Source organism: Paraburkholderia caledonica (assembly GCF_000383275.1).
Lineage (GTDB): Bacteria > Pseudomonadota > Gammaproteobacteria > Burkholderiales > Burkholderiaceae > Paraburkholderia > Paraburkholderia caledonica.
In genome coordinates this window covers 562,865-581,977 of sequence record NZ_KB911037.1, presented here as the reverse complement: position 1 = coordinate 581,977, position 19,113 = coordinate 562,865, and the positions used below count along the sequence as shown (strand labels likewise).

At 63.3% G+C, this 19,113-nt stretch carries 18 protein-coding genes; 13 read left to right on the top strand and 5 right to left on the bottom strand.

Annotation, left to right across the window (positions count from 1 at the left end):
• Positions 1-19: 19 nt before the first annotated feature.
• From H281_RS0115295 to H281_RS0115275, 5 genes are all read left to right on the top strand, one after another.
• Positions 20-1,045, top strand: coding sequence for a BMP family protein (locus tag H281_RS0115295; protein ID WP_020068001.1), 1,026 nt, complete (start codon positions 20-22; stop codon positions 1,043-1,045).
• Positions 1,042-2,622 carry an ABC transporter ATP-binding protein gene (locus H281_RS0115290; protein ID WP_020068000.1) on the top strand — a complete coding sequence of 527 codons (1,581 nt, stop codon included), beginning with the start codon at positions 1,042-1,044 and terminating at the stop codon, positions 2,620-2,622. The genes H281_RS0115295 and H281_RS0115290 overlap by 4 nt, the downstream gene beginning before the upstream one ends.
• Positions 2,619-3,737 (top strand): ABC transporter permease, encoded by a 1,119-nt coding sequence (locus H281_RS0115285; RefSeq protein ID WP_020067999.1) that lies wholly within the window; start codon positions 2,619-2,621, stop codon positions 3,735-3,737. Before H281_RS0115290 ends, H281_RS0115285 begins: the two co-directional genes overlap by 4 nt.
• Entirely contained in the window at positions 3,734-4,651 is a 918-nt protein-coding gene (locus H281_RS0115280; protein ID WP_020067998.1) for an ABC transporter permease, read from the top strand. The genes H281_RS0115285 and H281_RS0115280 overlap by 4 nt, the downstream gene beginning before the upstream one ends.
• Positions 4,652-4,726: 75 nt before the next feature.
• A complete protein-coding gene (locus H281_RS0115275; RefSeq protein ID WP_020067997.1) occupies positions 4,727-5,440 on the top strand; it encodes a TetR family transcriptional regulator in 714 nt (237 codons plus the stop codon).
• Positions 5,441-5,482: 42 nt separating this feature from the next.
• Here the strand turns inward: H281_RS0115275 and H281_RS0115270 are convergent, their stop codons facing one another.
• From H281_RS0115270 to H281_RS0115255, 4 genes are read right to left on the bottom strand one after another with little or no spacing between them, the layout of a single operon-like run.
• Complete coding sequence (locus tag H281_RS0115270) at positions 5,483-6,379, bottom strand: ABC transporter permease (protein ID WP_020067996.1); 897 nt, start codon at positions 6,377-6,379, stop codon at positions 5,483-5,485.
• 1 nt (position 6,380) lies between these two features.
• Entirely contained in the window at positions 6,381-7,295 is a 915-nt protein-coding gene (locus H281_RS0115265) for an ABC transporter permease (RefSeq protein ID WP_020067995.1), read from the bottom strand.
• A gap of 31 nt (positions 7,296-7,326) precedes the next feature.
• The gene (locus H281_RS0115260) at positions 7,327-8,628 is read right to left on the bottom strand and encodes an ABC transporter substrate-binding protein (protein WP_020067994.1); all 1,302 of its coding nucleotides are present in this window, start codon (positions 8,626-8,628) and stop codon (positions 7,327-7,329) included.
• 44 nt (positions 8,629-8,672) lie between these two features.
• Entirely contained in the window at positions 8,673-9,728 is a 1,056-nt protein-coding gene (locus H281_RS0115255) for an ABC transporter ATP-binding protein (protein WP_027804623.1), read from the bottom strand.
• A gap of 301 nt (positions 9,729-10,029) precedes the next feature.
• Here H281_RS0115255 and H281_RS0115250 point away from each other — a divergent pair, with 301 nt between their 5' ends.
• The 7 genes from H281_RS0115250 (at position 10,030) to iolB (ending at position 16,696) form a co-directional block, all read left to right on the top strand.
• Complete coding sequence (locus H281_RS0115250) at positions 10,030-10,971, top strand: polysaccharide deacetylase family protein (RefSeq protein WP_020067992.1); 942 nt, start codon at positions 10,030-10,032, stop codon at positions 10,969-10,971.
• A complete protein-coding gene (locus tag H281_RS0115245; RefSeq protein ID WP_020067991.1) occupies positions 10,968-11,702 on the top strand; it encodes a GntR family transcriptional regulator in 735 nt (244 codons plus the stop codon). Before H281_RS0115250 ends, H281_RS0115245 begins: the two co-directional genes overlap by 4 nt.
• A 1-nt stretch (position 11,703) precedes the next feature.
• Positions 11,704-12,291 carry a flavin reductase family protein gene (locus tag H281_RS0115240; RefSeq protein ID WP_020067990.1) on the top strand — a complete coding sequence of 196 codons (588 nt, stop codon included), beginning with the start codon at positions 11,704-11,706 and terminating at the stop codon, positions 12,289-12,291.
• 117 nt (positions 12,292-12,408) lie between these two features.
• Complete coding sequence (gene gloA2, locus H281_RS0115235) at positions 12,409-12,822, top strand: SMU1112c/YaeR family gloxylase I-like metalloprotein (RefSeq protein WP_020067989.1); 414 nt, start codon at positions 12,409-12,411, stop codon at positions 12,820-12,822.
• A 445-nt stretch (positions 12,823-13,267) separates the two neighbouring features.
• On the top strand, positions 13,268-14,329 hold the full coding sequence (uxuA, locus tag H281_RS0115230) for a mannonate dehydratase (RefSeq protein ID WP_131319621.1): 1,062 nt from the start codon (positions 13,268-13,270) through the stop codon (positions 14,327-14,329).
• Positions 14,316-15,809, top strand: coding sequence for a mannitol dehydrogenase family protein (locus tag H281_RS0115225; protein WP_020067987.1), 1,494 nt, complete (start codon positions 14,316-14,318; stop codon positions 15,807-15,809). Before uxuA ends, H281_RS0115225 begins: the two co-directional genes overlap by 14 nt.
• A gap of 56 nt (positions 15,810-15,865) precedes the next feature.
• The gene (gene iolB / locus H281_RS0115220) at positions 15,866-16,696 is read left to right on the top strand and encodes a 5-deoxy-glucuronate isomerase (protein WP_020067986.1); all 831 of its coding nucleotides are present in this window, start codon (positions 15,866-15,868) and stop codon (positions 16,694-16,696) included.
• A gap of 16 nt (positions 16,697-16,712) precedes the next feature.
• On the opposite strand, the gene H281_RS0115215 is transcribed toward iolB, so the two are convergent.
• A complete protein-coding gene (locus H281_RS0115215; protein WP_020067985.1) occupies positions 16,713-17,702 on the bottom strand; it encodes a LysR substrate-binding domain-containing protein in 990 nt (329 codons plus the stop codon).
• A gap of 181 nt (positions 17,703-17,883) precedes the next feature.
• Here H281_RS0115215 and H281_RS0115210 point away from each other — a divergent pair, with 181 nt between their 5' ends.
• Positions 17,884-19,050, top strand: a complete 1,167-nt coding sequence (locus H281_RS0115210; protein WP_020067984.1) for a M24 family metallopeptidase — start codon at positions 17,884-17,886, stop codon at positions 19,048-19,050.
• The last annotated feature ends 63 nt before the right edge of the window (positions 19,051-19,113 follow it).

The window sequence follows — 19,113 nt, the reverse complement described above, 5'->3', positions numbered from 1 at the left end:
CAACGCAAAAGGAGTGCCAATGATGGTCAGTTCACAACAGGCATCGCGTGCGAGACTGCGCCGCCATCTCGTGTCCCGCTGCCTCGTCACGGCAGGGATCGTCGCGCTCGCCGCGCCTTCGTTCTTCATTCCCGCCGCGCACGCCGCCGATGACGCGATGCGCGTCGGCGTGCTGATTCCCGGTTCGAAGACCGACAAGGGCTGGATGGAATCAGGTTATGACGGCGTCGTGGCCGCGCAGAAAGAGTTCGGCCCGAAGCTGAAGACCCAGGTCATCGAGAACATCAACTACGCGGACATGGAGCAGGCGCTCACGAATCTCGCGAGCCGGAATCAACTGGTGATCGGCATCGGCGGACAGACGCAGGCCGCCGTGCTGAAGATCGCGAAGCGCTTTCCCAATGTGAAGTTCTCGATTGTCGGCGGCAACAAGGGCGACAACATGCCGCCGAACGTGGCCGGGTACGACGTGAAGCAGGCTGAAATCGCATTCGTCGCGGGCGCTGCCGCCGCGATGCTGTCGAAGAACGGCGCGGTGAGCTATGTCGGCGGCATGGAGATTCCGTCTATCGTCAACGCAGGCAAGGAGTTCGGCAACGGCGCGCACTACGTGAACCCGAAGGTGAAGTACTTCGAGGCCTATACCGGCGACTTCGACAACGTCGCGAAAGCGCGTGAAGCCACCGCCGCTGCGGTCGCGCAGGGCGCCGACGTGCACTACCACATTCTCAATCTCGGTTTGCGCGGGCTGGAGCAGGCGGCCAAGGAGAAGAACACGCATATCATCGGCAGCTATACGGACCGTTGCGGCAGCGATCCGCTGTACGTCGCGTACAGCATTACGGGTGTCGGCTATCAGGCGCAGTACGCGATCGAGCAGCTCGAGAAAGGGCAATGGCAGCCGGGCTACAAGGCGTTCGGCCTCGCGATGGGGCCCAAGGCCTCCGGCATGGTGATCTGCAAATCCACACCCGCGATGGATGCGAAACTCAAGCAGATCGAAGAAGACATCCTGAGCGGCAAGATCAAGGTCTCCGAAGGATGAGCGGGCTCGCTGCCGCCGCCGCGCGCGCGGAGCCGATTCTCTCGCTGACGGATATCGGCAAGCACTTTGGCTCGTTTACCGCGCTCGAAGGCGTGTCGCTCGACCTGATGCCAGGCGATGTGCACTGCCTGCTCGGCGAAAACGGCGCGGGCAAGTCGACGCTGTGCAACGTGATCTTCGGCGTTCATCAGCCGGATGCGGGCGCGATGCATGTGAATGGCACGCCCTATCGCCCGAAGAATCCGCGCGAGGCGCTGGCCCACGGCATCGCGATGGTGCATCAGCACTTCAGTCTCGTCGACGACGCGAGCGTGCTCGACAACCTGCTGCTCGGCCAGGCGCGCGGCTGGCTCAACCGTCAGCGCGAGGCGGCGCGGCTGCGCGAAGTGCTGGAGAGCGTCGGGCTGACGTTGCAGCTCGATGCGAAGGTCGCGGATCTGTCGGTGGGCGAGCGGCAGCGCATCGAAATCGTCAAGTGCCTGATGCGCGAACCGCGTCTTCTGCTGCTCGACGAGCCGACGGCGGTGCTGCTGCCTGCCGAGATCGACGCCTTGCTCGATACCTGTGAGCGTGTCGCGAAGCGGGGCTGCGCCGTGGTGCTGGTCACACACAAGCTGAAGGAGATCTGCCGGATCGCCACGCACGCGACGGTGTTGCAGTCGGGCCGGGTGGTCGCGCGTTCGGCGGCGCCATCAGCGGAGATCGACCGGCTCGTGCACGCGATGATTCATCGTCCGGATCACGAGCGCGGCGAGACGGACGACGATATGGCAAGCCGCCTGTCGCTTGCGGAATCGCGCTCGCCGTATTCGCGGCCGCTGACGGAAGAAGTGCTGCAGATCGACGGACTGAGCGCGCGCGATGCCGAAGGCGTCACGCGTCTCGAGCATTGCACGCTCGTCGTGAATCGCGGCGAGATCGTCGGCATAGCGGGCGTGGAGGGCAACGGGCAAAGCGAACTCGGTGCGGTGCTGGCGGGCATGGCGAGCGCATCTGCGGGACGCTTCTTCGTTGCGGGGCGCGACATGACGCATGCGAGCCCGCGCGAACTCACGCAGGCGGGCGTGGGCATCGTGCCGGAAGATCGTCACGCGGTGGGCTGCGTGACGGGCATGAGTGTCGCCGACAACCTGCTGCTCAATCATCTGGATCGCTACACGCGCGCCGGTTTTTTGCGCCGCCGTGCGATGCGCGCCGCCGCGCTGGATCTGATGCAGCGCTTCGACGTGCGGGCAAGCGGGCCCGACGCGCTGTTCGGCGGGCTGTCCGGCGGCAATCAGCAGAAGGCCGTGCTGGCGCGCGAGCTGACGCTCGATCCGCTGCTGTTCCTGCTCGCCGCGCAGCCGACGCGCGGACTCGATGTCGGCGCGGTCGCCGCCGTGTACTCGCACATTCGTGCCGCGCGCGATCGCGGTGTGGGCGTGTTGCTGATTTCCTCGGAACTCGACGAACTGATGAGCGTCGCCGATCGCATCGTCGTGCTGTATCGCGGCCGCATCATGGGCACCTGCACGCCCGAGGCGAGCAATCGCGGCCGCATCGGCGCATGGATGGCGGGCGCAGGAGAACCTTCATGAATCCGCATATGAAGTCGCAGACCTTGTTTGGCGCCGCGCACGGCGCGCAAGGCTGGCGCACGCGTTCGCCGCATTGGCGCGTCGCTGGCGTGATCGCAGCGGCCGTGGCCGTCGCGATGCTTGCCGCGCTGCTGTTGATCGCGCTGATGGGCGTGCCCGTCGGCGATGCACTCGCGGCCTTTGCCGACGGCGCATGGGGCTCGCCGTATGCGATCGGCGCGTCGATCAATCGCAGCCTCGCGTTCGCGCTCGTCGGCACGGGCTTTGTGATTGCGAACCGCGCGAAGCTCACCAACGTGGGCGGCGAAGGACAGATCGCGATCGGCGGCATCGTCGCGACAGCATTGAGTCTTTACGGCGGTTGCTCGCACCTGCCGCTGGGCCTGTCGTTCATCGTGCCGATGCTGGGCGCGGCGATGGCGGGCGCGGTGTGGGGCGGCGTGCCCGGCGTGCTGAAAGCGAAGGCCGGCACCAATGAAGTGATCAGCACCTTGTTGCTGTCGTTCATCGCCGTGTGGCTGCTCTACTGGTGCGTGCAGAGCGAAGCCTTGCTGCGTCAGCCGATGAGCAACGCGGCGACCCTGCCCGAATCGCTCGAAATTCCGGACTTGACCAAGCTTCCGGCTATCTTCGCCGCGAGCGGCATGAACCTCAATATCGGCCTGCCGGTGAGCGTCGCGCTCGCGTTCGCTTCGGCAATTCTTCTCACGCGCACACGCTTCGGACTGTCGCTGCGCGCCGCGGGCCTCAACGCGATCGCGGCTAAACGCGCGGGCTTGCCGATCACCTCGTCGATCGTGGGCGCGCTCGCGCTCGCCGGTGCGTTCAGCGGCCTCGCCGGCGCACTGATGCTGCAAGGCGACCAGTACTCGCTGAAAGCAGGCTTCTCGTCGGGCTACGGCTTCGACGGCTTGGTGGTCGGCCTGCTCGCGCGCGGTTCGATCACAGGCGTGTTCGCGGCGGCGCTGCTGTTTGGCTTTCTGCGCTCGGGCGGCATCAACATGGAGATGATCGCGCAGGTGCCGTCGGCGCTCGTGCTGATCGTGCAGGGCATCGTCACGATCGCGCTCGCAGGCGGCGCGATGTGGCTCGACAGGGGAGACGCACGGCAATGAATCTCGAACTTCTCGCGGTATTCGCGGGCGCGTCGATCCGCCTTGCTGCGCCGATGATGCTCGCCTCGACGGGCGAACTCGTGAGCGAGCGCGCGGGCGTGCTCAACATGAGCGTCGAAGGCATGATGCTGACGGGCGCGTTTCTCGGCGCGACGTTTTCGTGGCTCACGGGCAATCCCGTCATCGGCTTGTTGTGCGGCATGCTCGGCGTGATTCCGCTCGCGCTGCTGCAGGCCTTTCTCAGCGTGACGATGCGCGCGAACCAGATCGTGACGGGCATCGGCATCAACATTCTGGCGCTCGGCGGCACCACGCTCGCGTACCGGAAGATATTCGGCGAACGGTCGAGCGCGGTGATCCCGGGGCTCGCGCATTGGTCGCCGCCCGTGCTCGGCAAGATTCCCGTGCTCGGCGAGCCGGTCTTCGGGCAGGTCTGGCTGCTGTATGCGGGGCTTGCCGTGCTGATCGGCACATCCGTCGTGATGCGGCGCACGGCGTTGGGCGTCGCGCTGCATGCGACCGGCGTCGCACCTCGTGCGGTGGATCAGTCGGGACTCGGCGTCGCGCGGCTCCGCTACGGCGCCGTGGTGTTTTCGGGCGTGATGTCGGCGGCGGCGGGCTGCTTCCTGTCGATCGGCGATATTCACACGTTCACGGAAGGCATGACCAACGGCGCAGGGTATCTGGCGATTGCCGCGATCATCTTCGGCAACTGGAAGGTCGGCCGCACGGCGCTTGCGTGCCTGCTATTCGGAGCGGCGACGGCCATGCAATTCCAGCTGCCGATGTTCGGCCTGCATGTACCGACGGCGCTGCTGATCATGCTGCCGTATCTGCTCGCGCTGGTGGCCGTGGCCGGCCTGATTGGCCGCCAGTCCGCGCCGCCCGCGCTCACCCAGCCGTTCCGGCGCTGACACGGCGCGAGCGCTCGGGGCGCGGCGGAGTACCATAGCGATTCGCCGCGCCATCTCCCCACTTTCATCGATACCATGCCACGCAACGCCCCTGCATCCAGCGCACGCTCCCGGGACACGAAGGAAGCGCCAACGCGTCGCCAGCAGCTTGCGGCGAAGACACGCGAGCGCATCTTCCGGATCGCGATCAAGGAGTTTGCCGACAAAGGCTTTAGCGGCGCGCGCGTGGAAGGCATCGCGAGCCGCGCGAAGGTCAACATCCGCATGATCTATCACTACTTCGGCGGCAAGGAGATGCTGTACGTCGAAGTGCTGGAGCATGTGCTCGAGCGGCTGCGCGAAGCCGAACTCGCCGTTGCGCCGGACGTGCAGACGGTCGAACCCGTAGCGGGCATCATCAAGCTTTACGATTTCATCGAAGGACACTTCGCCGCGCACCCCGAACTGCTGTGTCTGCTGTCGTGGGAGAACCTCAACCGCGCGCGCTACCTGAAACGTTCGAAGGCCATTCCGGAAATGTCGTCGCCCGTGCTCGACAAGCTGCGCACGCTGCTCAAGCGCGGCGAGGCCGCGCGCACGCTGCGCAAGGGAATCGACCCGCTGCACATGTACGTGACGCTCGTGAGTCTCGCGTACTTTCACAAGTCCAATGCATACACGCTCTCTCGCATGTTCGCGACGGAGATGCTAGAGCCTTCATGGCAGGCTGCGCACAAGGCGCAGGCGCACGAACTGGTGCGTGCGTTTCTCGCCGGCGCACACGTGCCGGAACTGGCGGCGCATGCCTGAGCGGATGCCTGAGCGGATGCCGCACGTTGCGTGCGGCGCGCTTCAACGAACGCTTGCCCGCTTGCGCGCGATCGACCGCGCGATGAGCAGCCCGCCAATCATTACCAGCAGCGAGATCAGGGTCGTCATCGTGCCGAGCGCGTAAATGACGGGGGTGGTCACCGATGTCGTCAAGCCCTGCAATTCGAGCGGCAACGTGTTCTGATCGCCGATTGCCTGCGAGGTGCGGGCGATTTCGTCCCAGGACAGCGTAAAGCCGAACATCGCGACGCCGATGACGGAGGGCCCGATGATGGGAAGCACGACATTCTTGAACGATTGCCACGGCGAGGCCCCGAGATCGCGCGCGGCTTCTTCGAATGCGGGATTGAAGCGGTTGAACACGGCGAACATCACGAGCAGGCCGAACGGCAGGGTCCAGGTGAGATGCGCGCCGAGCGCGGACGTGTAGAGACCCATCGACGTCGTCCAGCCGTCCGCGAACGACTGGAAGCCCCACGCGTTCGCCAGATACTTGATGAGCGTGTCGAGCAGACGGAACGTCAGCCCGATGCCGAGCGACACGATGATCGACGGCATGATCAGACTCGCGACCGACACGTAAAAAACCGCCGTGTCGCCGCGAAAGCGGCGCCTGAATGCGAGGCCCGCGCTCACCGAGAACAGGACCGTCAACACGGTGACGGCAAGAGCGAGTTTGACTGAACGCCCGAATGCGGCCCAGATATCGACATCGCCGACGCCGTCGCGCAAGACGGCGAACCAGTGTAGCGACACACCGCGCATCGGAAAGGTCAAGCCGCCCTCGGGACCCTGAAAAGACAGAATGAAGATCGTGATGACCGGGCCGTACAGAAACAGCACGAAGAGCCCGAAGAGCAGGGCGAGCCAGTAGAAGCTCGCGGGCCGCTGCTCGCGGTGGCGGGCGAGAAGTCGCATGTCACAGTTCCTTTCTGATGTCGACCGCGCGCGTCAGCGTCCATACGATCATGAGCACCACGGCGAGCAAAATGATCGCGTTGGCTGCCGCGGCGGGGAATTGCAGATATCCCGTTTGCACCTGGATGATCTTGCCCACCGAAGCGATCTGCTGCCCGCCCATGACACCGACGGTGAGGAAGTCGCCCATCACGATCGTGACGACGAAAATGGAGCCGATCACGATGCCTGTCTTCGACAGCGGCAACACCACGTCGCGGATCACCTGCCAGCTGCTCGCACCGCCGTCGCGCGCGGCTTCGAACAACGAGCGGTCGATGCGCATCATTGCGTTGAAGATCGGCACGATCATGAAGAACGTGTACAGATGCACGAACGCGAGCACGACGGAGAAGCTGGAATACAGCAGCCAGTCGAGCGGCTGATCGACGAGATGCGCGGACATCAGCGCCTGATTAACGAGCCCGTTGCGGCCGAGCAGCGGAATCCACGAGATCATGCGGATGACGTTGGAGGTCCAGAACGGAATGGTGCAGACGAGAAACAGCACCGTCTGCATCGCGGTCGTGCGAACGTGAAACGCGAGGAAATACGCGATCGCGAAGCCGAGCACGAGCGTCACCGCCCAGACGATTGCGCAGAACCTGAGCGTCGACCAGTAGGTCTTGAAGGTGACGCACACATCCGTCAGCGAGCCGCAACCGTCGAATATCGCCGCGTAATTCTTCAACGTGAAGGCCGGGATGATCTGATACTCGTTGAAGTCCCAGAAGCTCACGATCAACGTGATCACGAGCGGCACGATAAAGAAGAACGCGAACGTCAGCGTGAGCGGCGTGGCTTGCAGCCAGGCGCTCACGCGTCGATGGCGCGCGGGCATTCGCTTCGTTTGCTGCAGATAGTCGACCGAGGCCATCGTTACACTCCGGGCTAATGCGTGAGGACCGTCATGCCGCGATGAATTCGTTCCACTTCTGCACCATGTAGATGTTCTCGTCCATCACGGCGTTCCAGCACGCAATGGCGCCCATGCGCTGGTTGTACGAGCCGCCATCGCGCACGCTGCCCGCCTTTTCGAGCAACTGTCCGTCGGGTGCCTTGATGTCCTGCGCGGCGGGCTTGCCTTCCATCCAGTAGTCCCATTCGTAGGCCTGCATATGCGACTTTGCCGTTTCCGTGACGCCGGGGTAGTAGCCCTGGCGCATCAGATAGGCGCCCGCCCAGCCGTCCTGAAACCAGTTGACGAACTCATACGCCGCGTCGAGCTTCTTGCCTTGCAGCGAGCGTGGAAAGCCAAAGCCCGATGCCCATGAACGATAGCCTTCCTTGAGCGGCTGGAACTTGCAGGCGATGCCCATCGTGCGCACTTTCGTGACGGCGGGCGACCACATCGACTGGATCACGACTTCGCCCGAGGCCATCAGGTTCACGCTCTCGTTGAAGTCGCGCCAGAATGCGCGGAACTGGCCGGCGCGCTTCGCTTCGATCAGTATCTTGATGGTCTGGTCGATTTCGGCTTTGGTCATGTTGCCCTTGTCGCCGTACTTCACGCGGCCCGTCGCTTCGATCGCCATGGCCGCGTCCATGATGCCGATGGCGGGAATGTTCAGCAGCGCGGCCTTGCCCTTGAATTGCGGATTGAGCAGATCGGCCCAGCTCGTCACGGGACGGGCGATCAGATCGGGGCGGATGCCGAGCGTGTCGGCGTTGTACGTGGTCGGAATGAGCGTCATCCATTCCGTCGGCGTGGTGGAAAACTCCGTGGAGCGCGCGCCCTTGAGGAACATCACCTTCTTCGGCGCGGTGCCCTGATCGCCGATCTTCTTGCCGTCCACTTCACCCTTCGTGAGCACGGGGGTGATCTTGTCGGCGAGCTTGATGCGCTTCGCGTCCATGCCCGCGAGCGTGCCGGCGGGAATGAGTTTCCTGAGCGCGAAGTACTCGGTGTCGACGATATCGAATGAATTGGGTTGCGTGATGATGCGCTTGGTGACGTCGTCGGTAGTCACGGGGATGTATTGAATCTCGATGCCCGTGTCTGCCTTGAACTTCTTTGCGATCTCCGCGCTCTGGTTGACGGCCGTGCCCAGGTAGCGCAGCGTGATTTTCTCTTGTGCGTGCACGTACGGAAAACCCGCGATGCCCGCCGCCGCGACGGCGCCCTTGACGAACGTGCGGCGTGACATGCCCTTACTGACTGTCTCTTCTTCAACGTGTTGCGCGGGTGCTGCCAGCTTGTCGTCGTTCATTGCTTTCTCCTCGAAGGATTATCGTTGGGTTGTGATTTTGGGCATTACGCCGCGAGCGGATGGGCGTTCTGCTCGTCCCACCAGACAGTCACGCGCGCGTCCGGTCCGAGACGTTGCGGGTCGTAGTCGGCGTCGCTCATCAGCGAGACCAGCGCGGGAGAACCATCCAGCGGATCGAGCGTGATGCGCAGGTGCGTGCCCTGGTACTCCGCTTCGCGCACCGTGCACGCGAGCCCGCCGATGCGGCTCAAGCCGCTTTCGCTCGCACTCGTGCCGGGCGTGACGCCTTGCGGCGCGATGCGCAGACGGTCGGCCCGCACGGTGAAGAGCCGGCCGTTCGCGCCGAGCACGTTATGGCCGCCGAGAAAGCGCGCGACGAATTCCGTGCGCGGCTGGTTGAAGACCTGGAACGGTGTGCCCGTCTGTTCGATATGGCCGTGACTCATCACCACCACGAGATCGGCGAGCGCCATCGCTTCTTCCTGTGAATGCGTGACGTGCACGAAGGTAATGCCGAGTTCCTTCTGCCAGCGTTTCAGTTCGGCTCGCATCTGCACGCGCAGAAAGGGGTCGAGCGCCGAGAGAGGTTCGTCGAGCAGGAGGCAGCGCGGTTCGTTGAGCAACGCGCGCGCGAGTGCGACGCGCTGCTGCTGGCCGCCCGAAAGCTCTGCGGGCCGGCGGTGCGCATAGGCCGACATCTCGACGAGTTCGAGAAGTTCGCCGGCGCGGTTTCTGCGCACCTCTTTGGCGACGCCGCGCATCTTGAGGCTGAACGCGACGTTGTCGAGTGCGGACAGATGCGGAAACAGCGCATAGCTCTGAAACACCATTGCCGTGCCGCGCGAGGCAGGCGGCTCGCGAGTGACATTGCGGCCGCCGATCAGCACGTCGCCGTCGGACACCGACTCGTGACCCGCGATCATGCGCAAGGTCGAGGTCTTGCCGCAACCTGACGGACCGAGCAGGCAGCAATAAGCGCCGCCGGGAATGCGCAGGTCAATGGCGTCCACGGCGAGCGAATCGCCATAGCGCTTCGATACATGCACGAGCTCGATGTCGGCTGGGCTTGCATGAACCACAGTGGATGCCGGCTGAACCATAAAGGTTTGTCCTGAGTGTAGACACGAGTGGAATACGGCGAACGTGCAGAGGCACGGCGCATGCAGCCCGGGGGCTTTTGCAAGTCGTATGCCATTCGCGATGGTGTCGACCGCGCGCGGGGCCGGCAGCGAGCGCCACCGTGCCTGCTGACCGCATGTGTCGACACGTTGGCGCGCATATTGCACACGATTGCAGGCCCCGATCGTCAGCACTTGCCGATGCATTCCGTGTGCGATCGCAGTGCAGATTTCGTTCGGATTGGGGCACGAACTAACCAAACCGGATCATTCACACGTGACAATGAACGACGACAAGCGAGAGCCGTGTGCTTCGTTGGGTTTCCTAAAGACACATGGCCGATTCGACTATCAGCCGGTTCATGAAGGCAACGGCTACGTCTGGCCGAACGGCGCGCGGCTCGCGGTCTACCTTGGCTTCAACCTGGAGCACTTTGCGTTCGGCGAAGGGCTGGGCGCGGCGCTCGGGCCGCTGTCGCCGCAGCCTGACGTGCTGAACTACAGCTGGCGAGAGTACGGCAACCGCGTCGGCGCGTGGCGGTGCATCGAATTGTTCGACTCGCTCGACATGCCTGCGGGCACGCTCATCAATACGTCGCTGTACGATCACTGCCCCGCGCTGATCGACGCATGCGTGGCGCGCGGCGACGAACTGATTGCGCACGGTCACACGAACGCGCAGCGTCAAAGCGATCTGGATCGGGACGACGAGCGCGCGCTGCTCGCGCATTGCCGCGCGCGCATCCGCGAGTGTTCCGGCGTCGTGCCGGAAGGCTGGCTGTCACCGTGGATCTCTGAGTCGCATGCGACTCCGGACCTGCTTGCGGAAACGGGCTATCGCTACACGCTCAACTGGTGTCACGACGATCGCCCCGTGCGCATGCACACGAGCGCGGGGCCGCTCTGGTCGATTCCCTATCCGCAGGAGTTGAACGATCTGCCGATGATCATGGCGCGGCAGATGGACATGCGCGATTTCGCGGACATGATCGTCGACCAGTTCGACGAAATGCTCGAGCAGACCCAGCGTACGCGCGAGTCTCAGGCGCTCGTGATGGGGATTGCGCTGCACCCGTACATCGTCGGCCAGCCATACCGGTTGAGGCATTTGCGTCGGGCGCTCGCGCATGTTGCCAACGCGCGCGACGACATCTGGCTCACGACGCCCGGCGCAATTGCGCGTCATGTCGAGGAGGCCGTGCCCGCACCGGCGCAAGCCGCATGAGCACCGTGCGTGCGGTTGCGCGGCACGGCCAGCGCGACGAGGTGAGCGCGGATGGGCGGATCTATCAGTCGATCTTCGAAGGGGTGTTGAATCAGAGGCTTACGCCCGGTACCAAGCTGCCCGAGCCGGAACTGTGCGCGCTGTTCGGCGTGGGCCGCGCGGTGGTGCGGCGCGCGCTGGAGAAGCTCGCTCATGACGGCGTCGTCGTATTGCGCCCGAACAAAGGCGCGGTGATCGCGCAACCGACGCGCGAGGAAACGCGTGAAATTTTCGAGGCGCGGCGCGCGGTGGAACGGGCGCTCGTCGAGCTTGCGGCGCAGCGCGCGAGCGTCGAGGACATCAGCGCACTGCGCAAGCAGCTTGCCGACGAACACGAAGCGATGCATCGCTTCGATCAGCCGTCGTGGGCGCGGCTTGCCAGCGAATTCCATCTGCGTATCGCCGCACTGTCCGGCAATGCGATTCTGGAGCGCTATCTGACGGAACTGATCTCGCGCAGTTCGCTGATTGTCGGCGCGTACGAACGGGTGGGCAATGCGCCCTGCGAGCATGACGAGCACACGGCTATTCTCGACTGCCTCGAATCGCGCGATGCGGCAGGTGCGATTGCGCATATGACCGCGCATCTGCAAAGTCTCGAAGCGCGCATCGAGACATCGGACATGCAGGGAACGAAGAGGCTTGCGCATCTGCTCGGCATCGAACCGCATCGATCAACCTCTACGGAATGACATGCAAATCGACTTCGAAGCGATCACCGAATATCAGCGCTACAAGCTGATGGCGAGCCTGATCGTGCCGCGGCCCATCGCGCTCGTCACTACGCTTGGCGCGGACGGCACCGTCAATGCGGCGCCGTTCTCGATGTTCAACATGGTTGGCGAGGAACCGCCGATCGTCATGTTGAGTATCAACCGGCTGGCAGACGGCACGCTGAAAGACACCGCCGTGAACATTCCGCGCGAAAAGGAGTTCGTCGTGCATCTCGCCGATGAGCCGATTGCGCAGCAGATGCATCGGTGCGGCGAGCGCTTTGCGCCCGACATCAGCGAACTCGATGAGGTGGGTTTTTCAGCGATGGCGTCGACGCGCGTGAAGCCGCCCCGCATCGCGCAGGCGCCCGTCGCATTCGAATGCGCGCTGTGGGAGACCCTTGAAACGCCGAGCCGCCACATCTTCATCGGCAAGGTGCTGATGCTGCACGTGCGGGACGAGCTGATCGACATCGAAACGTGGCGAGTGCGATTGCAGCACTACTTTCCGGTGGGCCGCTTCGGCGCGAGCGACTATGTCACGACACGCGATCGCTTCCAATTGTGATGCGGGTCGCTGCCACGACCCGATGCACACCGGCCGTGCCAAACAAGGGCTTGCAGAAGCGGAAGGAAGGTCGGTACAGTCCTTTCATATCGTCTGCAATCGTTTTGGCCAACTATCATGCTTCTCCGCATTCATCACGCTGCAATCATTTGTTCGAATTACGAGGTGTCTCGCCGCTTCTACACAGAGATTCTTGGCCTTCAGATAGTGGCCGAGCACTACAGGGAGCATCGGCAGTCATACAAGCTGGACCTTATGCTTCCCGACGGATCGCAGGTTGAGCTGTTTTCGTTTCCGGATGCGCCGCTTCGACCGTCCTATCCGGAAGCGTGCGGCTTGCGTCATCTTGCTTTTGGTGTCAGCGACGTCGATGTATGTAAAGCGTTGCTTGAATCAAAGGGAGTTCTGGTTGAGGACGTACGCGTCGATGAATATACAAACAGGCGTTTCGTTTTCTTCGCGGACCCTGATGGGCTTCCACTGGAGTTATACGAGGTGGGGGCTGGGCTTAGTCACAAGCAGTCGGTCTAAACCGTTGGGTAGGTTGGCGACGATCTTCGTTGTCGACCATGTTGGCGGGGCCAACCACACGATGAATTGCAGATCCGGGCACTGAGAGGCGAGCGCTCATTGAGCAAAGCTGGCTACGGCAAGCGCTTCCTCGTAATCCGCGATCTTGGTGACCGAAGCGACAAACTGAATGAGTTTCGCTCGCTCTCTCTGACAGCAGGCGACAACCCTTCTAGCTCCACGTATTCCATAATCATATAGCTAGCTCGCTATTTTTCATTATAAAGGCATGTCGATTGCCGCTAGTATGCGAACTCCCGGCTACGCCCCATGCATGACCCAGACCGGCGCAAAGCGTCCACACGGCGCTTCGCCGCCTTGGGCAATACGAAAGGCCAAGCCGACCACACAATGATGCACTGCCTGCGTCGAAGGCGCGGCGAGCGTACGCGGAGGAGACTCGATCTTGAAAATGACGTTCCGTTGGTATGGCGACGCGGACCCGGTGCCGCTCGCGTATATCCGTCAGATCCCAGGCATGGTAGGGGTCGTCTCGGCTGTCTATGATGTGCCAGTGGGCGATGTGTGGCCCGTCGACACGATCCGGTCGCTCAAGGAGAAGATAGAGGCGCATGGGCTGACACTGGATGTGATCGAAAGCGTACCGGTGCACGAGGACATCAAGCTCGGCAAGCCGACGCGCGACACGCTCATCGCCAATTACGGCCAGACGCTGCGTAACCTCGGCGCTTGCGGTGTGAAGGTGGTCTGCTACAACTTCATGCCCGTTTTCGACTGGACCCGCACCTCGCTGGAAATGCCCCTGCCCGACGGATCGACGACGCTCGCGTTCGACACGCAAGCGATCCGCGAGCTCGACGTCAGCCAGGGTATCCAGTTACCCGGCTGGGACGCGAGCTATCGGCCCGAGCAATTGAAAGCCCTGCTGCGCGAATATGAAGCGCTTGACGAAGCCGGTCTGTGGGCAAATCTCGACTACTTCCTGCGCGCGATCATTCCGGTGGCCAAAGAAGCCGGCATCAAGATGGCGATCCATCCCGACGATCCGCCGCGGCCGATTTTCGGGCTGCCGCGCATCGTGAAGAATCGCGCGGACCTGCAGCGCGTGCTGGCTATCGTCGACGACCCCGCCAACGGCCTGACGCTGTGTTCGGGGTCGCTGGGCGCGGACCTGCAGAACGATATTCCGGCACTGGTGCGGGAGTTCGGTGCACGTGGCCGGATTCATTTTGCCCACCTGCGTAACGTGCAAACCAATGCCGCGGGCGACTTTCATGAGACGTCGCATCGGTCGGCAGATGGCTCGCTCGACATGGCGGAAATAGTCAAAGCCTATTTCGAAACCGGCTTTGAAGGCTACGCACGGCCGGACCATGGGCGAATGATCTGGGGCGAGACGGGCCGCGCTGGCTATGGGCTGTTCGATCGCGCGCTCGGTGCGGTCTACCTGAACGGTATTTGGGAAGGCCTCGCCAAACAACATCCGACCGATCATGCGGCTGAGTAATGCCTTCGTGGCTTCGCTCGCAGCGCCCGCCGCTCGCGGAATCGTCGTCCCCACCTATGATCGCGCGAGCCTCGCACCGGGCATCGTTCATCTGGGCCTCGGGGCTTTTCATCGCGCGCACCAGGCCGTCTACACGGAACACACGTTGCGCGCTGGCGATCACCGCTGGGGCATCGTCGGCGTGTCGTTGCGACGAGCGGACACTTCAGAGGCGCTAACTGCGCAGGATCATCTTTATACCGTGGATGTGCGCGACGGCGCCGCGGATTCGTTCCAGGTGGTGGGTGCACTGATCGCTTCGCTGGTCGCACCGCAGTCGCCTGCCGCCGTACTAGATGCGATGACCGATCCGCGCGGTCATATCGTCAGCCTGACAATCACGGAGAAAGGCTATTGCCGCAATCCGGCCAGCGGCGCATTGGAGTTCGATCATCCCGATATCGACCATGATCTCCGGGAGGGCAGCGCGCCGCGAAGTGCGATCGGCTTCGTCGTGCGCGCGCTGGCGTTGCGGCGCGCAGCCGGTTTGCGCCCGCTTACCGTGATGTCGTGCGACAACCTGCCGTCCAACGGCGACACGATGCGCGCGTTGACGCTGGCGTTCGCGCGTGAAGCGGATCCTGCTCTGGCCGACTGGATCGAGCGAGAGGGCGCGTTTCCCAACACGATGGTAGACCGGATCGTTCCGCTCACCACCGACGCCGATCGCACGCGCGTAGCGGAGGAACTCGGTGCCTACGATGCATGGCCGGTGATCACCGAGCCCTTCTCGCAATGGGTAATCGAAGACCGCTTCGCGGGGCCACGGCCGGCTTGGGAGCGCGCAGGCGCGACGCTCGTGCGCGACGCGCGTCCCTATGAGCAGGCCAAATTGCGGATGCTGAACGGCGCGCATTCGGCACTCGCGTACCTTGGCTCGCTGATCGGCTATGACACCGTCGATCAGGCGATCGGCGCGCCGGCCCTGCTGAACTTTGTCGAAAGCATGTTGCGCGACGAGGTGGAGCCGACGCTGTCGCGACCCGCCTTGGCTAGGTATCGAGCTGATCTGTTCACGCGTTTTCGCAACACTGCGCTCGATCACCGCTTGCAACAGATCGCAACCGACGGCTCCCAGAAACTGCCGCAGCGCTGGCTGGAAAGCGTGCGCGCCAACCTGAAAAGCGGCGCGCCGACCGAATGTCTGGCATTTGCGTTGGCCGGTTGGATCGCGTACCTCGGCGGTCAGGACGAGACAGGCCGCACCTACGTCATCGCTGACCCGCTCGCAGGCACACTGGCCGAGGCGGTTCGCCTGACCTTGCACGCGGATGCCATCGACGCGGTACAAGCACTGTTCGAAATCGAATCGATCTTTGGATGCGATCTGCGCGCACATCCGCGCTTCGTCGCGCAGGTCGCGGCCCATCTGGCGGCGATTCGTGCAGAAGGCGTCGTCAAAGCCCTGGACGCCTGTACCGTTTCACGGTCATGCACGTAGCTGCGCCGACCGCCACGTCCTACTGAGTAGGAAGCCTGAATAACCGGAGGGAAGACATGAGCGACCTGCTAGTCAGACCGTCAAAGCATGCGGAAGACGGCCAGATCATCCATATCACGCCGGCGAGTGCCGGCTGGAAATACGTCGGCTTCGATGTTTTCGACCTGATGCCCGGCGCGACAGTGACTCGGGAGACCGGCGATCGCGAAGTCGTAGTGGTGCTCGTCAAGGGGCGCGCAATAGCCGGTTGCGAAGGACTCGCGAGCCGCGAGATCGGCGCACGGATGTCACCGTTCGATGGCGCGCCGTGGTCCATGTATGTGCCGCCGCATACGCGCTACACGATCGTGGCGACGGACGACGTCGAACTTGGGGTCTGCTCCGCGCCCGCGAAGGGCGGTCTGCCGCCGCGCTTCATTGCACCTGACGAGGTCAAGCAGGAAACCCGCGGCGCTGGCGCCAACCTGCGCCACGTGCGCCACATCCTGCCCGAAACCGAACTGGCGGAGAGCTTGCTGGTGGTGGAGTCGGTGACGCCCGCGGGCAACTGGTCCAGCTACCCGCCGCATCGGCACGATACGGACGATGGCGAGCAGCAGACCTATCTGGAGGAAACCTATTACCATCGCGTCTCGCCGCCGCAGGGCTTCGCGATTCAGCGCGTCTATACCGACGACCGCAGTCTCGACGAAACGCTTGCCGCGTACGACAAGCATGTCGTGCTGGTGCCGCGCGGCTATCACCCGGTTGCCGCCGCGCACGGCTATGACCTCTACTACCTGAATGTGATGGCCGGTCCGCGTCGCACCTGGCACGTGCACAACGAGCCGGCGCATGAATGGTTACTACAGTCCGGCGCAAGCGTCGCGGCGGACGGCGTGCGCTGAGTTCCGTCGGGGCAAGTCAGTCGCGTTCTGCGTCGGGGTCTTGGGTATCAAATCCAGCGGCCTCGCGCAGCGCTTGCAGCATCGCCCGCGCGCCCGGGGAGAGCCTTTCGCCGCGGCGTGTGACGATTCCCGCCGGTCCGAGCTTCAGATCGAGTTCGAACGGTAGTGGTTCGAGCGCGCCTGCAATGCAATACGGCCGCACCGGCTCACGCGCAAGCGGCGCGATCATATCGCTGATCTGCAGCAGACTCGTGATGACGGGCAGCGACGAACTCTCCACCACGTCCGTCGGCAACGCGAGATGCCGTTCGAGAAAAAGTTGCGTGAGCTGATTACGCATCACGTTGCCTTTCGGCGGCAAGATCCATGTTTGTGGCGCCAGTTCGTTCCAGCTCAATGTCCTGTGCTTGACTAGCGGATGGCCAACGCGTGCGAACAGAGCATGCTGTGCTTCTGCGAGCGGGGCATAGTGCAGTTCCGCCAGATCGTCCGGATTGCGGATTCGCGCGACGATCATATCCAGTTTGCCTTCCTGCAGACGCTGCACCAGCACCTCGCTGAACTCCATCTCGATGCTGACGCGAATCTGCGGAAAGCGCTTCTTGAGCAGCGCCACCGCTTGCGGCACGAGGTTGGTGGCCGCCGTGACCTCGGTGCCGATCATCGCCTGTCCGGTCAGGCCTGCTTTGAGCGCGGACACTTCGTCGTATGCGTGCTGCAACTCCGCCAGCACGTTGCGTGCATGGCGGATCAACACCTCGCCGTACCAGGTCGGCTCGACACCGCGCGGATGCCGTTCGAAGAGCGCGACGCCCATCGTCTCTTCGAGTTCGCGCAGCAACTTGGTCGCCCCAGGCTGCGTCATGTGCGCGGCGTCCGCCGCGCGCAGTACCGAGCGATGAATGTCGAGCTGAACGATCAGGGCTAGTTGACGCGTCTTCAGGCGCGAGGGGTCGAAGCGGCTCGTCGCGACGCCAGTCTCTGGGTGAGTAACAGAGGTCACCATGCCATCTCCAGGTATTCCTTATCGATATAGATTATGAGTTATTTTTCATTTTTAAAGCATATCTGTCGATTCTACTATGTACAAGACGCTCGGCATTCCAGGCCGGCGCAGATCTATCAGGACATGGAGACCGGCTTCATCGAGCAGCCGGGCATGCACCCGCACAGGAGATGAGGAAGCAATGAACATCCGTACCACAGACATCCCGCCGGAAGGCATCACCACGGACGAGTTCCTCGGCCGGGTCGCTAAGGTCCGCAGCGCACTCGACAAGGCGGGCCTCGTCGGCCTGCTCGCCTTCGGCGATTGTTGGCGTGGCGCTAACATCGGGTACTTCACCGAGTTCCGTCCGCTCGACGGCGTATCGGACATCGCCAACGCGATCCTGCTGCTGCCCGTGGACGGCGACCCGGTCCTGTTCGTGTCGGATCAATGCTTCGATTACGCGACGAGCGTGACCGCCTTCGAGGTGCGCAGCCTGCGTGAAGTCACGCAACAGGTGCAGGCATTTTCGGCACGGCATCGCAGCGGAACGGTCGGCCTCGCCGGTGCCGCCTATATCCCTGCGGATCTGTTGAAGCGCCTGAACGCCGGTCTGGGCGAATTGAAGCTCGAGCCAACGATGGTGCTAGCCGAAATCAAGGCGATCAAGAGCGACGCCGAAGTCACACTGATGCGCAAAGCCGCCGCATTGACCGATTCGGCGATGGCCGCGATTCGCGATGCGCTCGCCGACGGCCGTCCCTACACCGAGCGTGAACTCGCTCTGATCGCCGACCGCGCGATGCTCGCGGGCGGAGCAGACCGGACCGCGTTCGATTCGATGGTGCAGTCGGGTCCGCGCTCGGCGTATAACCTGGCGCGCCCCACCGACCGCATCCTGCAACCGGGCGACCTGATCATGACCGACATCGGTGCGCGCTATCGTGGGTACGTGGCCGATGGCGGACGCGGTTTCACCTACGGTTCGGCGAATCCCGAGAAGATGGCGGTCGTCGCGGCAGCGGCGCGCGCGGTCGAAGCAGGGCTGGCCGCCGCGCGTCCGGGCATGGCGGCGATGGAACTGAATGCGGTGATCCAGCAGGCGCTGGTGAAATCGAACTACGAGCAATATTCGAGCGAAGCGCGCGGCCACGGCACTGGTCACGGCACCGGCATGGACCCGGAGGAAGAAGCGCCGTGGATCGGGCCGGGCAACAAGACCGTGCTGCAGGAAAACATGGTCTTTACCTTGAAGGCGACGATTACGGTGCCGAACGTCGGCGGTTTGCGCACGGAACGTATCGTGCGGCTGACCTCGGGCGGCGTCGAAACGCTCGACCAGTTCCCGATGGAGCTGCACTGGTGAGCAAATCGAAATTATCGTAACGTGCCGGCGGACCCGCGCCGCCAAACGCAGCGGCTTGAAAAC

Bases quoted from the DNA above. Each gene is read 5' to 3' on its own strand.
- H281_RS0115295 (WP_020068001.1), top strand. From the start codon at position 20: ATGATGGTCAGTTCACAACAGGCATCGCGTGCGAGACTGCGCCGCCAT.
- H281_RS0115290 (WP_020068000.1), top strand. From the start codon at position 1,042: ATGAGCGGGCTCGCTGCCGCCGCCGCGCGCGCGGAGCCGATTCTCTCG.
- H281_RS0115285 (WP_020067999.1), top strand. From the start codon at position 2,619: ATGAATCCGCATATGAAGTCGCAGACCTTGTTTGGCGCCGCGCACGGC.
- H281_RS0115280 (WP_020067998.1), top strand. From the start codon at position 3,734: ATGAATCTCGAACTTCTCGCGGTATTCGCGGGCGCGTCGATCCGCCTT.
- H281_RS0115275 (WP_020067997.1), top strand. From the start codon at position 4,727: ATGCCACGCAACGCCCCTGCATCCAGCGCACGCTCCCGGGACACGAAG.
- H281_RS0115270 (WP_020067996.1), bottom strand. From the start codon at position 6,379: ATGCGACTTCTCGCCCGCCACCGCGAGCAGCGGCCCGCGAGCTTCTAC.
- H281_RS0115265 (WP_020067995.1), bottom strand. From the start codon at position 7,295: ATGGCCTCGGTCGACTATCTGCAGCAAACGAAGCGAATGCCCGCGCGC.
- H281_RS0115260 (WP_020067994.1), bottom strand. From the start codon at position 8,628: ATGAACGACGACAAGCTGGCAGCACCCGCGCAACACGTTGAAGAAGAG.
- H281_RS0115255 (WP_027804623.1), bottom strand. From the start codon at position 9,728: ATGGTTCAGCCGGCATCCACTGTGGTTCATGCAAGCCCAGCCGACATC.
- H281_RS0115250 (WP_020067992.1), top strand. From the start codon at position 10,030: ATGAACGACGACAAGCGAGAGCCGTGTGCTTCGTTGGGTTTCCTAAAG.
- H281_RS0115245 (WP_020067991.1), top strand. From the start codon at position 10,968: ATGAGCACCGTGCGTGCGGTTGCGCGGCACGGCCAGCGCGACGAGGTG.
- H281_RS0115240 (WP_020067990.1), top strand. From the start codon at position 11,704: ATGCAAATCGACTTCGAAGCGATCACCGAATATCAGCGCTACAAGCTG.
- gloA2 (WP_020067989.1), top strand. From the start codon at position 12,409: ATGCTTCTCCGCATTCATCACGCTGCAATCATTTGTTCGAATTACGAG.
- H281_RS0115225 (WP_020067987.1), top strand. From the start codon at position 14,316: ATGCGGCTGAGTAATGCCTTCGTGGCTTCGCTCGCAGCGCCCGCCGCT.
- iolB (WP_020067986.1), top strand. From the start codon at position 15,866: ATGAGCGACCTGCTAGTCAGACCGTCAAAGCATGCGGAAGACGGCCAG.
- H281_RS0115215 (WP_020067985.1), bottom strand. From the start codon at position 17,702: ATGGTGACCTCTGTTACTCACCCAGAGACTGGCGTCGCGACGAGCCGC.
- H281_RS0115210 (WP_020067984.1), top strand. From the start codon at position 17,884: ATGAACATCCGTACCACAGACATCCCGCCGGAAGGCATCACCACGGAC.